The organism is Staphylococcus roterodami (assembly GCA_022493055.1).
GTDB classification, from domain to species: Bacteria; Bacillota; Bacilli; order Staphylococcales; family Staphylococcaceae; genus Staphylococcus; species Staphylococcus singaporensis.
This window is the reverse complement of the sequence record CP092781.1, coordinates 1,681,822-1,696,564: the sequence shown is the minus strand read 5'-3', so window position 1 is coordinate 1,696,564 and position 14,743 is coordinate 1,681,822. Positions and strand designations below refer to the sequence as shown.

The following is a 14,743-nucleotide window of genomic DNA, read 5'->3' as shown; positions in this document are numbered from 1 at the left end:
CGTAACATAAAAAGGTGTTTCTATTAGTATTATTCGATAGAAATGCCTTTTTCTTAAGCATTTGGTTATAAATCTCATATTAATTTTGTGATACGTTAAATAAAGATATACAATTAAATGTAAGATTTCAAAGAACTTTATTTATTCCGTAAAGTGACACACTAGTAAATTTTAATTACACAGAATAAAACCTCGTTGAATCAAAATCAACGAGGTTTTAATTTGTAATTAGTTATTCGTTATTCGTTTTAGTGGCGATACGTTTATATCTTAAGTACATAAACGCTAATAATATAAACCAAATAGGTATAAAGTATATCGCACGTCTTGTTTCAACATTAATAAAGAGTAATCCAAACACAAATATAAAGAAGATTAAAATTAAATAGCCCATGTATTTTCCGCCAAATAATTTATAAGTCGCTTTTTTATGAAGGTCTGGATTTTTACGACTATAGTTGATATACGCAATGATAATCAATCCCCATACAACTAAAAATAATACAGTTGAGATTGTAGTTACATAAGTAAATACTTTTGTTGCGTCAGGGAAAATATAGTTTAATAATGCTGCCACTAGCAATAATGCAGATGATGCAAAGATTGCAATGTGTGGTACCCCATACTTATTCGTTTTAGAAAAGTTAGGTGGTGCCTGTTGTTGGCTTGATAATCCATAAAGCATACGGCTATTTGAGAAAATACCACTGTTACATGATGAAGCAGCAGCAGTTAACACTACAAAATTGATTAGACCTGCAGCGAATGGAATACCAATTAACGCGAATAATTTAACGAAAGGACTGTTATCAGGGTCAACTTGTTGCCATGGAATAATTGACATGATAACGGCTAATGCACCAACATAGAATATTAAAATTCTAATAGGAACACTATTAATCGCTTTAGGAATTGTTTTAACTGGATCTTTTGTTTCACCTGCAGTAACACCAATCATTTCGATACCAACAAATGAGAATAATGCCATTTGGAATGACATAAAGAATCCAGATGCACCTTTAGGAAATACGCCATGTTCGTATAAGTTTGTAATACTGGCATGCCCGAATTGTGTTTTGAATGCGAATAAAATCATAAAGAAACCAACGACGATCAAACCAATAATTGTCGCTATTTTAATGATAGAAAACCAAAATTCTAACTCTCCGAAAAGTTTCGCACTTAGCAAGTTAAATGACATTAACACTAATACACAAAATAGTGCACTCAACCAGTTTGGAATTTCTGGGAACCAAAAGCTCACATATTTAGCTACAGCCGTTACTTCAGCCATACCTGTGATAATCCAACAGAACCAGTATGTCCAGCCTGTAACGAATCCTGCAAAAGGCCCGATGTATGTATTTGTTACATCTGCGAATGATTTAAATTCAGTGTTTTGAATAATAATTTCACCTAAACCTCGCATAAACATGAATAACATAAATCCAATAATGATATATGTTAGTAATATAGAAGGACCAGTCAATGCAATCGTTTGACCAGCACCTAGGAATAGGCCTGTACCAATCGCACCACCGATAGCAATTAATTGTATGTGGCGGTTACTTAGTTCCCTTTGTAATTTTTCAGCCATAAGACATCTCCCTTAAATATAGATATGTTTATTATGCACTTATATTAGGATATATACAATTATTTTTGGTAAAAATGTGTAAAATTCCATGTTAATATACTTTGGATTTTATAATCATATATAATAACCAATTGAAATTTTTATTTAATTAGAAAAATTGTTGATAAAGCGTTACCTGAAAAAGCTTTAATAGTGCTATTTGTGGCTATTGTGTGACATTTCCATAGATTTACAAAATAGTTGCTGCATATATAATACCAGTTTTTATATTTCACAAACGAATAACGTTTAGCTATAATATTAGTTGAAAGCCATTTCATAAAGAAACAGTAAAGGGGAAATTTATCATGGCAGAATTACAAAGAGGTTTAGAAGGGGTTATTGCAGCGGAGACTAAAATAAGTTCAATTATTGATAGTCAATTAACTTATGCTGGCTATGATATTGATGATCTAGCTGAAAATGCGCAATTTGAAGAAGTAGTTTTTTTATTATGGAATTACAGATTGCCAAATAAAGAAGAGCTAGCTCATTTAAAGGGGAAATTAAATCAATACATGACATTAAATCCTCGTGTATATACACATTTTGAGGAGTATGTAACTGATCATGTTCATCCAATGACAGCATTACGTACGTCGCTATCATATATTGCTCATTTTGACCCAGATGCAGAAAATGAATCAGATGAAAATCGTTATGAAAGAGCAATGCGAATTCAAGCTAAAGTTGCTTCATTAGTTACTGCATTTGCTAGAGTAAGACAGGATAAAGAACCGGTTAAGCCAAATCCAAACTTAAGTTATGCAGCAAACTTCTTATATATGTTACGTGGGGAAATACCAACCGATATTGAAGTTGAGGCATTCAACAAAGCACTTATTTTACATGCTGATCATGAGTTGAACGCATCAGCATTTACAGCACGTTGCGCAGTATCATCATTATCAGATATGTATTCAGGTATAGTAGCTGCTGTTGGATCACTAAAAGGTCCATTGCATGGTGGTGCAAATGAACAAGTTATGACAATGTTGTCTGAAATCGGGTCAATAGATAATGTCGATACGTATTTAGATGAAAAATTTGCTAACAAAGAAAAAGTAATGGGCTTCGGACATCGCGTGTACAAAGATGGTGATCCGAGAGCGAAATATTTAAGAGAAATGAGCCGTCAAATTACTAAAGACGCTGGTCGTGAAGAACTATTTGAAATGTCAGTGAAAATGGAAAAACGTATGGCTGAAGAAAAAGGTTTAATTCCAAACGTTGATTTTTATAGTGCAAGTGTATATCACTGCATGGAAATACCACATGATTTATTCACGCCAATCTTTGCAGTAAGTCGTTCTGCAGGATGGATTGCTCACATTTTAGAACAATATAAAGACAACAGAATTATGCGTCCTAGAGCAAAATATATTGGCGAAACTAATCGTAAATATATTCCACTTGAAGAAAGAAAATAATCGAAAAAATAAAAATGAAGATGTAAATTTTGGAGGTAAAATAACTATGACTGCAGAAAAAATTACTCAAGGAACTGAAGGATTAAACGTACCAAATGAACCAATTATTCCATTTATTATTGGTGATGGTATTGGACCAGATATTTGGGAGGCAGCAAGTCGTGTTATAGATGCTGCAGTTGACAAGGCTTATAATGGTGAAAAACGTATTGAATGGAAAGAAGTATTAGCAGGTCAAAAAGCGTTTGATACAACTGGTGAATGGTTACCACAAGAAACACTTGACACAATTAAAGAATATTTAATTGCAGTTAAAGGCCCATTAACAACGCCAATCGGTGGCGGTATTAGATCATTAAATGTAGCGTTACGTCAAGAGTTAGATTTATTTACTTGTTTGAGACCTGTACGTTGGTTTAAAGGGGTGCCATCTCCAGTTAAACGTCCTCAAGATGTTGATATGGTTATTTTCCGTGAAAATACTGAAGATATCTATGCGGGTATTGAATTTAAAGAAGGCACACCTGAAGTTAAAAAAGTAATTGACTTCTTGCAAAACGAAATGGGAGCTACGAATATTAGATTCCCAGAAACTTCAGGTATTGGTATTAAACCAGTTTCTAAAGAAGGAACGGAGCGTTTAGTTAGAGCAGCAATCCAATATGCGATTGATAATAACCGTAAATCAGTAACTTTAGTTCATAAAGGTAATATTATGAAATTTACTGAAGGTTCATTTAAACAATGGGGTTATGATTTAGCACTAAATGAGTTTGGAGATAAAGTTTTTACATGGCAACAGTATGATGAAATTGTTGAAAAAGAAGGCAAAGATGCTGCAAATGCTGTACAAGAAAAAGCTGAAAAAGAAGGCAAAATCATCATTAAAGATTCAATTGCTGATATCTTCTTGCAACAAATTTTAACGCGTCCAGCTGAGCATGACGTTGTAGCGACAATGAATTTGAATGGTGATTACATTTCAGATGCATTAGCAGCACAAGTTGGTGGAATAGGTATAGCTCCAGGTGCAAATATTAATTATGAAACAGGTCATGCTATCTTTGAAGCAACTCATGGTACTGCACCAAAATATGCTGGTTTAAATAAAGTGAATCCATCTTCTGTTATTTTAAGTTCTGTATTAATGTTAGAGCATTTAGGATGGCAAGAAGCTGCAGATAAGATTACAGATTCTATTGAAGATACTATCGCTTCAAAAGTTGTAACTTATGATTTTGCTCGATTAATGGATGGTGCTGAAGAAGTTTCAACTTCAGCTTTTGCAGATGAATTGATTAAAAATTTAAAATAAGACGATAAATGTAGGTGAGCCTGGCAAAGTATAATGCTAGGTTCACTTTTTAATTACATATGGAAAACATAGAAGGTATTATTCGGGAGAGTATTTATATTAGAATTGTTAAGAAAGTAAGAAGTATATTTTTGATAACATGTAAAGCAATGTAAAAAATGTGTAAAGATAATGTGTAGGATGTTATTTTTATAAAAAGTTCGGTTATAATGTAAATATAATTATAAGTTAGGGAGGCATACTATGTCGCAAAAAGTGTTGGTAGTAGATGACGAACATTCAATCGTAACATTACTTAAATATAACTTAGAAACTGCTGGTTATGAAGTTGTTGTCGCATTCGATGGCGATGAAGCTTTAGAAAAGGTAGAAAATGAACAGCCGGATTTAATTATTTTAGATGTTATGTTACCTAAGAAAGATGGCATTGAAGTATGTAAGACAGTAAGAACAAATAAAAATTTAGTCCCTATATTAATGTTAACGGCAAAAAATGATGAATTTGACCGGGTTTTAGGTTTAGAATTAGGTGCAGATGATTATATGACTAAACCTTTTTCACCTAGAGAAGTTGTTGCACGTGTAAAAGCAATTTTAAGACGTTCGCAATTTGTAAAAGAAGTAGAAGAAATTGAAGATGATATTACTATCGGATCAATACGAATTAGACCAGATTATTTCGAAGTATATAAGCATAATGAGTTGTTGGAGCTAACTCCGAAAGAATTTGAACTATTACTTTATTTAATAGAAAGACAAGGTAGAGTTATTACGAGAGAGCACATGTTAAACACAGTATGGAATTATGAATTTGCTGGAGATTCAAGAATCGTTGATGTCCACATTAGTCATCTAAGAGAAAAATTAGAAGATAATCCTAAGAAGCCACAACTCATTAAAACAGTACGTGGTTTAGGTTATAAATTAGAGAGACCAAAAGAATAATGATGAAGTTTCACCATCGCCTAATGTTGTTGATAAGTACAATTTTGATTATCAGCTTTGTCACATTAGGCATTATTATTCATGCTTCCATCACTTATGTCTTATCTGAAAAACATGAACAAGCTCTAGCTACAGATGCAAGATCCTATATATATTTATTACAAGATAATGAGATTAATAAACTTAAGAAGATTGTTAAACAACAAAATGTAGATTTATTGATTACTAAAAATGATAAAAATGTTTTTAAAAGTGGTCAATTGAAAGCAACCAAGACAGAAGAAAGTTATATTCAGAATAAAAATATTTTTACATTTAATGAGAAAATCAATGATTATCATGTTTGGATTAAAGGATACAATAATGATATTTCTGAAATGCATTGGACATTGTGGAAATACTTAATTCTAACTTGCTTAATAGTCCTTATTTGTCTGTATTTTGCGAGTCGTAGTTTTAAGCGAACATTAATTCGTCCGATTCAAGAGGTAACTTACGCAACACAACTATTAGCAAATGGTTATTATCACATTCGCGTACCAGAAAGTAATGTTGTTGAGACTAAAGCACTTTTTGTATCAACTAATGATTTAGCAAGACGTCTTCAAAAGTTAAATAATGAGCAAAAAATTCAATCCAATCGATTAAAAACAACGATTGAAAATATTCCTAGTGCAATTTTAATGATAGATCGTAATGGAAAAATTGTAGTTGCTAATAAAGCATATTATGAACAATTTAATATTTCACATAATATTGAACAAATAAGCTACCATGGTTATGTAAATATAGAAATAGAACAGTTAATTTTAGAAAGTTTTAAAATTGAAAAACCCATTTATGAACAATTAGAAGTATCAATTAATACAGTACATACCAAATATTTTGATATTTCTTGTGTACCGATTTTAACGAGATCACAAAAAAGTTTGCAAGGTATTCTTGTTGTTATGCATGATATTACAAATTTAAAACAACTTGAAAATTTAAGGCGAGAATTTGTAGCTAATGTTTCTCATGAATTGAAAACACCAATTACTTCAATTAAAGGTTTTGCAGAAACGTTAATTGATGGTGCTAAAAATGATTCGGAGTCATTAGATATGTTTTTAAACATTATATTAAAAGAATCAAACAGAATTGAATCTCTTGTCACAGACCTGTTAGACTTATCGCATATCGAACAACACACTGAGCTAGACACAGAATATATGAATTTATCTGATTTAACAAAGCGTATTATTAATAATATGATGACGCAAGCAAATCAAAAAAATATTAAAATTCATACAGAAATACAAGCAGATGTTATTGTAAAAGCACAAGAAAGTAAAATCGCGCAAGTCATTACGAACTTGTTAACAAATGCAATTAACTATTCATTTGAAAATCGTGAAATAGACGTCCGTGTATATCGTGATGATTTCAACGTTGTTTTTGAAGTGCAAGATTTTGGTATTGGTATTAAATTAGAGGATCAACAACGAATTTTTGAAAGGTTTTATAGAGTAGATAAGGCACGAAGTCGTGACTCGGGTGGAACAGGACTGGGATTATCTATTACAAAGCATATCGTTGAAGCTCATCAAGGAAACATTGAAGTTAGTAGTCAAGTTGGACAAGGTTCAACTTTTAAAGTCATTTTAAAAGATTATAAAGCATAGATAATGTATAGGTAACAGCACGTGTGTTTTCACGTTGTTGTTACCTTTTTTTCGGCGCTATATCAAATTGGACTATATAAATGAAGGTAATTAAAAGCAGTAATAACTTATGTATTACCATTCAATGGTTTTTTCAGTTCATACTTTATAAATTAATAATGTAGCTAGAATGATTATTGAACACAGAACAACACAATAGATTGTTGTGAATTAAGCAATTTTATAATATATTTATTATAATAAAGAAATTTTAGAAGCGGGCTAAAAATAGATGCTTATGATAAGTTTTAATTGAACGAAAATAAAACTTAATTTAAATGTTTTAAAAAATAGGTGTATAAATTCGCATATGTATTAAGACGAGGGGCGAATATTATATTGTGAAGATAAGTGAACTCAAATACCTCGTTTATCTAATTTGATTGAGAAAACATGAATAGGTGAAAATGATAACTAACTCTAAACAGTGATTTAATTTTTCAACCTGCAAGTTGAGGAAAATTTAACTAGATTTGAGGATTATTAAAGTGAAAACAATTCAATTACACAAAACAACTATGATATTAATTGCGATATTATTGTTTTATACTTTTATGGGTATTTTATTACCACTCATGCACGATGATTTGCAATGGTTTAGCAATTACAATACTGACATTTTAAAAGTGGGATTTGCATCACTAAATGGCCGTTACATCGGAAATATTTTTGAAATAATAGCAGTCCATGTAAGCTGGTTGCGTTGGCTATCATTTGGTCTTATTAGCACAGGTATCATTTGGATGATTATGCTTATTACACAATGTAAAGATTGGGAAAGCTATTATTTATTAGCATTTTCACTTATGCTAATTATACCTAGTACAATTTATGCTGATACGTATGGGTGGTTTGCTGGATTTTATAATTATGCTGCGTCAACCCTTATATCTCTATATATAATTTATTATTGTATCAATGCAATTATATATAAAAGGAAACAACCCGTCGCTATTACAGTTTTATTTTATGTATTATGCTTTTTTGGGCAGTTGTTCATGGAAAATGTAACGCTATTTCATTGCTTAATTTTAATATTAGCATTTTTATATGATTTCACGGCGAATCGCATGCTTAACTATAAGTTATTGTTTTCATTTATGATTGCAACTATTGGTACGATTATTATGTTTTCAAATCCCAATTATCGTAAAATTTTATTCGAAGGTTCAGAATATCAACAAGTTTCTAATAATCAAGGCATCTTTTCTAAATTTGCGGAAATGATATCGACATCACTACCTTATGGTGTGATTTTTAGTCAAGTCATTATTTTATGCTTGATTTCTGCAATGATTATATATCTTTTATTAAGAAGTGAGCGTTATTTACATTTAACTTTACTAAAACGCAGAATTATAATGATTGGATTTATCACTTTACCTTTATATTATTTACTGTTTTACAATCAATTTTTATTGAATAAAAACACAGATATTGGTTTGGTTAGTTTTGTGAACATTATTGTATGTAGTTATTTTGCATTATCGTTGTTTGCCGGAATATATCTATGTATAAATGACCAAAAAACACAAATCACACTATATATTTTACTTATTTCAATTTTTATTGCGAAGCAATGATACTAGTCATTGTAACGCCAATTGAACCAGGTAACTTTTTAGTCGTATATACTTTACATGTCGTTATTTTAATAATTTTAATAAAAGAATTTCGAAAATATAAAACGATTGATATTAAGTATATAAAAGGTACAGCTATAGTATTAGCAGTAGTGTATTTAAGTGCATTTAGTTATGTACACTTTGAACATGAGCAAAGAGTTCAGCTATTAAAACAACAAATCAAAGACCACCCACGTCAAGAAGTTTATACTGTTGAATCACTGCCATTCGAGCATTATATGCATCATCCGTCACCAATAAACAAGAACTATCAAGAGTGGTTTAACAACTATGAAGAATTACCAAAAATGACTAAGGTCAAATATATACCTTTTGGCTCAGATGATTCATAAGCGATTATTAATTACACACTTAAATTATGAGGCATAAGCATGTACGCATTATCATGCTTATGCTTTTTTAGTGCTACTCAAAAATTAATTAATACTATGATGGAAAGCATTAGCTTGCTTCAATAATTTGTTTGTATTTTAGTGAAATTAAAGTTCTGAAAATTGGTGAATAATAAATAATATAGGCAATAGTTTCTTTAATTACGACATGACTGACGAATATGCTAAAATATATATAAATTAGTTCTGGAGGTTAAAATTGTGAATAAATTAGTATTAATTGATGGTAATAGCTTAAGTTTTAGAGCTTTTTATGCATTACCTTTGTTATCAAACAAAGCTGGCATTCATACTAATGCTGTATATGGTTTTGCAATGTTATTAGAGAAAATTTTAAAAGAAGAAAAACCAGATCATTTTTTAGTTGCGTTTGATGCAGGTAAAACAACTTTCAGACACGAAAAGTACAGTGAGTATAAAGGTGGTCGTCAAAAGACGCCACCAGAATTAAGTGAGCAGTTTCCGTATATACGTCAACTTTTGGATGCTTATCATATTAAACGTTATGAATTAGATAATTATGAGGCAGACGACATTATTGGTACATTAAGCAAAGAAGCAGATAAAGCAGGATTTCAAACAATTATCATTACTGGAGATCGAGATTTAACGCAGCTTGCTACTGACAATGTATCGATTTATTACACTAAAAAAGGTGTTACTGATGTAGATCATTATACGCCTGAATTTATCGCGGAAAAATATAATGGACTTACACCTAGTCAAATTATTGATATGAAAGGTTTAATGGGAGATTCATCTGATAATATTCCTGGTGTCGCAGGTGTTGGTGAAAAAACAGCTATTAAATTATTAAATCAATTTAATACAGTAGAAGGTGTTTATGAACATCTAGATGAAGTTTCAGGTAAAAAGTTAAAAGAGAAACTTGAAAATAGTAAAGAAGATGCATTAATGAGTAAAGAATTAGCAACGATTAATGTGGATAGTCCAATAGAAGTTAGTTTAGAAGATACTTTAATGACTAATCAAGATGACCAACAAGAAAAAATTGAGTTATTTAAGAAGTTAGAATTCAAACAATTACTTGGTGACTTAGATCAAACATTAGGTATAGAAGAATTAGAAGAGAAGACTTTTGAGATAGATACAACATTTGACAATGTGGACTTTGATGCATTAACAGAAGCCGCTATTCATTTAGAATTAGACGGTGGCAATTATTTAAAAGACAATATTTTAAAATTTTCGTTATTTACAGGAGATAAACATGTAGTTATTGATTCTGAAGACATAAAGAAACATGAAGAATTAGTTAAATGGTTGGAGAATCCAAATACGAAAAAGGTTGTTTATGACGCGAAAAAAACATATGTTGCATCTCACCGTTTAAACATAAATATTCAAAATATTACTTTCGATATTATGTTAGCTAGTTATATTATTGACCCATCACGTACAATTAGTGACGTTCAATCTGTCGTTTCCTTATATGGTCAAAGTTATGTAAAAGATGATATTAGTATATATGGTAAAGGTAAAAAGTTTAAAGTACCTGAAGATGATGTCTTAAACCCATATGTAGCGTCTATAACTGATGCGATTTATTTTTCAAAACCAAATATGGATAAGCAATTAGAAGAATATAACCAAGTTGAACTATTAGCTGATTTAGAACTTCCTCTTGCTCAAATTTTAAGTAAAATGGAAGAAACAGGCATATATACTGACATTAATGATTTACAGGAAATGGAGCTAGAAATCCAACAAAAATTAGATGTTTTAATAAAAAATATTCATGAAGCTGCTGGTGAAGCATTTAACATTAATTCGCCAAAACAATTAGGTGTTGTGTTATTTGAAACATTGAAATTACCAGTTATTAAAAAGACAAAGACAGGCTATTCAACAGCAGTTGATGTTTTAGAACAATTGCAAGGTGAGCATCCAATAATTGATTATATTTTAGAGTATCGTCAATTATCAAAATTACAATCGACATATGTTGAAGGATTACAAAAAGTGATAAGTGATGATCAACGTATTCATACACGTTTTAATCAAACATTAGCGCAAACAGGTCGCTTATCAAGCGTAGATCCAAACTTACAAAATATTCCAGTTAGACTCGAAGAAGGACGTAAAATTAGAAAAGCATTTAAACCAACGTCTAAAGATAGTGTTATATTATCAGCTGACTACTCTCAAATCGAATTACGTGTGCTAGCGCATATTACACAAGATGAGAGTATGAAAGAAGCATTTATTAATGGTGATGATATTCATACAGCAACTGCCATGAAAGTGTTTGGTGTTGAAGCGGATCAAGTTGATAGTTTAATGCGTCGACAAGCAAAAGCCGTTAACTTTGGAATAGTTTATGGAATAAGTGATTATGGTTTGAGTCAAAGCTTAGGTATCACTAGGAAAAAAGCGAAAGCATTTATTGATGACTATTTGGCAAGTTTTCCGGGTGTAAAACAATATATGTCTGATATTGTTAAGGATGCAAAAGCATTAGGTTATGTTGAAACATTATTACATCGTCGTCGATATATACCTGATATTACGAGTCGTAACTTTAATTTACGTGGTTTTGCAGAACGTACAGCAATGAATACGCCTATTCAAGGCAGTGCAGCAGATATCATTAAATTAGCCATGGTTAAATTTGCAGAAAAAATGAAAGACACAACATACCAAGCTAAACTATTATTGCAAGTACATGATGAATTAATCTTTGAAGTACCTAAATCAGAAGTTGAATCATTTAGTGAATTTGTGGAAGATATTATGGAAAATGCTTTGCAATTAGATGTTCCATTAAAAGTAGATTCAAGTTATGGTGCAACTTGGTATGATGCGAAATAAAGAGAGGAAAACGGTATGCCAGAATTACCAGAAGTTGAACACGTAAAAAGAGGAATTGAACCTTATATTATAAATGAATCAATTAATAAAGTTATATTTTCGAATAAAGTTATCGAAGGAAAAGTACAAGGCAAAGAAACAATTGTAAAAGGAATGGAGCTAGATACCTTTAAATCTTTGTCAGAGGGTTATACTATTACTAATGTAGAACGAAGAAGTAAATATATTGTTTTTCAATTAAATAATCAACAAGGTCAACGCATATTAATTAGCCATTTAGGCATGGCAGGCGGCTTTTTTATAGTAGATGAGCTTGATGATATTGCAATACCAAATTATCGTAAACATTGGCATGTCATATTTGAACTTTCAAACGGTAAAAAATTAATTTATTCTGATATACGTCGATTTGGCGAAATTAGAAATGTTGCATCTATTGCATCATATCCTTCATTTTTAGAAATAGCACCTGAACCCTTTACAAAAGAAGCAATGCCATATTATTTAAATCGAATCAACCACAAGTCGAATATAAATAAGTCGATTAAACAAGTTATTCTAGATCATAAGGTTATTGCTGGTTGCGGAAATATATATGCTTGTGAAGCATTATTCCGTGCAGGTGTGCTGCCAGATAAAAAAGTCAAAGATTTATCACATCAGCAACAAGAAATGGTTTTTTATTACGTTCGAGAAGTTTTAGAAGAAGGTATAAAGTATGGTGGAACAAGTATTTCTGATTACCGTCATGCTGATGGAAAAACAGGTGAAATGCAATTGCATCTAAATGTTTATAAACAAGCAACTTGTAAAGTTTGTAATAGTCCAATAGAAACAAAAATCATCGCGACAAGAAATAGTCATTTTTGTCCAGTATGTCAAAAATAAAGAAAGAGTGAGATTATGCCGAAAGTTATTGGTCTTACGGGCGGGATTGCCTCAGGGAAATCAACAGTATCAGAACTATTAACGGTCTTTGGATTTAAAGTAGTGGATGCTGATAAAGCAGCGAGAAAAGCTGTTGAAAAAGGAAGTAAAGGTTTAGCTCAAGTACGTGAAACCTTTGGTGAAGAAGCAATTGATGAAAATGGCGAAATGGATAGACAATATATGGGAGATTTAATATTTAATCAACCAGAAAAACGTTTAGAGTTAAATGCTATTGTTCATCCAATTGTTCGAGAAATTATGGAAGATGAAAAGAATGAATATTTAAATCAAGGTTATAATGTGATTATGGATATTCCGTTGTTATATGAAAATGAATTAGAAAACACTGTTGATGAAGTGTGGGTTGTTTATACATCTGAAAGTATTCAAATGGATAGATTAATGCAACGTAACGATTTATCATTAGAAGACGCAAAAGCGCGTGTATATAGTCAAATTTCTATTGATAAGAAAAGTAGAATGGCTGATCATGTTATTGATAATCTTGGAGATAAGTTAGAGTTGAAACAAAACCTTGAAAGATTGTTAGAAGAAGAAGGATATATTGAAAAGCCAAACTATGGAGAAGAATAATATTTATAGAAGTCATTACTTGAAGTACAATTTGTCGCGTACTTTAGTAATGACTTTTTTTATAAAAATATAAACGATTTTTTGGAAAACGCTTTCAAATTTCATATAATATGCTATACTAATTCCATAAAGTATAACACATAAAAATCAAGGGGTGCTTTTAATGTCAACGAATATTGCAATTAATGGTATGGGTAGAATTGGAAGAATGGTATTACGTATTGCATTACAAAATAAAAATCTTAATGTAGTAGCAATTAATGCTAGTTATCCGCCCGAAACGATTGCACATTTAATCAATTATGATACTACACATGGTAAGTATGATTTAATAGTCGAACCAATCGAAAATGGTTTACAAGTTGGTGACCATCAAATTAAATTAGTTGCTGATAGAAATCCTGAAAACTTGCCTTGGAAAGAATTGGATATTGATATTGCTATAGACGCTACTGGTAAATTTAACCATGGAGATAAAGCTATAGCGCATATTAAAGCTGGTGCTAAGAAAGTATTATTAACTGGGCCTTCGAAAGGTGGCCATGTTCAAATGGTTGTAAAAGGTGTTAATGATCATCAATTAGATATAGAGGAATTTGATATTTTTAGTAACGCGTCATGCACTACAAACTGTATTGGACCTGTGGCTAAAGTTTTAAATGATCAATTTGGCATTATTAATGGATTAATGACTACAGTTCATGCGATAACAAATGACCAAAAAAATATTGATAATCCACATAAAGATTTAAGACGCGCGCGTTCTTGTAATGAAAGTATTATTCCTACATCAACTGGTGCAGCGAAAGCGTTAAAAGAAGTGTTGCCAGAATTAGAAGGTAAATTGCATGGTATGGCACTACGTGTTCCAACAAAAAATGTATCATTAGTTGATTTAGTCGTTGATTTAGAAAAAGAAGTAACTGCTGATGAAGTAAATCAAGCTTTTGAAAATGCTGAGCTTGAAGGTATTATCGAAGTTGAACACCAACCGCTTGTGTCAGTAGATTTTAATACAAATCCACATTCGGCTATTATTGATGCTCAATCAACAATGGTTATTGATGGTAATAAAGTGAAAGTCATCGCATGGTATGACAACGAATGGGGGTATTCAAATAGAGTTGTAGATGTAGCAGAACAACTTGGTGAACTTTTAAAATCAAAGACAACAGTAAGTGCAAGTTAAAATAATTTTTAAAATTTAACCTAGCTCTGATATCGGAGTTAGGTTTTTTGTATTGTTGAACTAATTATCAATCATTTTGCTTTTCTAAATAATGGAGCGCATTTTCTTTTTAGTTCATTTTTTAGAACAAA

General features: G+C 31.1%; 9 protein-coding genes and 1 pseudogene. 9 read left to right on the top strand and 1 reads right to left on the bottom strand.

All coding sequences use genetic code 11. The features are described from left to right. Positions 1-232 precede the first annotated feature (232 nt). Positions 233-1,597, bottom strand: coding sequence for an amino acid permease (locus ML436_08205; GenBank protein UMT77181.1), 1,365 nt, complete (start codon positions 1,595-1,597; stop codon positions 233-235). Between the two features lie 347 nt (positions 1,598-1,944). Between ML436_08205 and ML436_08200 the strand changes: the two genes are divergently transcribed. The 9 genes and pseudogenes from ML436_08200 to gap all read left to right on the top strand — a co-directional run bounded on the left by ML436_08200 (position 1,945) and on the right by gap (position 14,612). After that, positions 1,945-3,066 (top strand): citrate synthase, encoded by a 1,122-nt coding sequence (locus ML436_08200; protein UMT77180.1) that lies wholly within the window; start codon positions 1,945-1,947, stop codon positions 3,064-3,066. 46 nt (positions 3,067-3,112) lie between these two features. Beyond that, complete coding sequence (icd, locus tag ML436_08195; protein UMT77179.1) at positions 3,113-4,381, top strand: NADP-dependent isocitrate dehydrogenase; 1,269 nt, start codon at positions 3,113-3,115, stop codon at positions 4,379-4,381. Between the two features lie 243 nt (positions 4,382-4,624). After that, positions 4,625-5,326, top strand: coding sequence for a response regulator transcription factor (locus ML436_08190; protein UMT77178.1), 702 nt, complete (start codon positions 4,625-4,627; stop codon positions 5,324-5,326). Positions 5,327-5,328: 2 nt separating this feature from the next. After that, the gene (locus ML436_08185) at positions 5,329-6,990 is read left to right on the top strand and encodes an ATP-binding protein (protein ID UMT79506.1); all 1,662 of its coding nucleotides are present in this window, start codon (positions 5,329-5,331) and stop codon (positions 6,988-6,990) included. Between the two features lie 527 nt (positions 6,991-7,517). Beyond that, a pseudogene (locus tag ML436_08180) lies at positions 7,518-9,007 on the top strand (hypothetical protein). A 261-nt stretch (positions 9,008-9,268) separates the two neighbouring features. Continuing rightward, positions 9,269-11,899 (top strand): DNA polymerase I, encoded by a 2,631-nt coding sequence (gene polA, locus ML436_08175; protein ID UMT77177.1) that lies wholly within the window; start codon positions 9,269-9,271, stop codon positions 11,897-11,899. Positions 11,900-11,914: 15 nt separating this feature from the next. Further along, on the top strand, positions 11,915-12,787 hold the full coding sequence (gene mutM, locus ML436_08170) for a bifunctional DNA-formamidopyrimidine glycosylase/DNA-(apurinic or apyrimidinic site) lyase (protein ID UMT77176.1): 873 nt from the start codon (positions 11,915-11,917) through the stop codon (positions 12,785-12,787). A 15-nt stretch (positions 12,788-12,802) separates the two neighbouring features. Beyond that, on the top strand, positions 12,803-13,423 hold the full coding sequence (gene coaE / locus ML436_08165; GenBank protein ID UMT77175.1) for a dephospho-CoA kinase: 621 nt from the start codon (positions 12,803-12,805) through the stop codon (positions 13,421-13,423). Between the two features lie 163 nt (positions 13,424-13,586). Beyond that, positions 13,587-14,612 carry a type I glyceraldehyde-3-phosphate dehydrogenase gene (gene gap, locus ML436_08160; GenBank protein UMT77174.1) on the top strand — a complete coding sequence of 342 codons (1,026 nt, stop codon included), beginning with the start codon at positions 13,587-13,589 and terminating at the stop codon, positions 14,610-14,612. Positions 14,613-14,743 lie beyond the last annotated feature (131 nt).

Bases quoted from the DNA above. Each gene is read 5' to 3' on its own strand.
- coaE (UMT77175.1), top strand. From the start codon at position 12,803: ATGCCGAAAGTTATTGGTCTTACGGGCGGGATTGCCTCAGGGAAATCA.
- ML436_08200 (UMT77180.1), top strand. From the start codon at position 1,945: ATGGCAGAATTACAAAGAGGTTTAGAAGGGGTTATTGCAGCGGAGACT.
- icd (UMT77179.1), top strand. From the start codon at position 3,113: ATGACTGCAGAAAAAATTACTCAAGGAACTGAAGGATTAAACGTACCA.
- gap (UMT77174.1), top strand. From the start codon at position 13,587: ATGTCAACGAATATTGCAATTAATGGTATGGGTAGAATTGGAAGAATG.
- ML436_08190 (UMT77178.1), top strand. From the start codon at position 4,625: ATGTCGCAAAAAGTGTTGGTAGTAGATGACGAACATTCAATCGTAACA.
- ML436_08185 (UMT79506.1), top strand. From the start codon at position 5,329: ATGAAGTTTCACCATCGCCTAATGTTGTTGATAAGTACAATTTTGATT.
- ML436_08205 (UMT77181.1), bottom strand. From the start codon at position 1,597: ATGGCTGAAAAATTACAAAGGGAACTAAGTAACCGCCACATACAATTA.
- mutM (UMT77176.1), top strand. From the start codon at position 11,915: ATGCCAGAATTACCAGAAGTTGAACACGTAAAAAGAGGAATTGAACCT.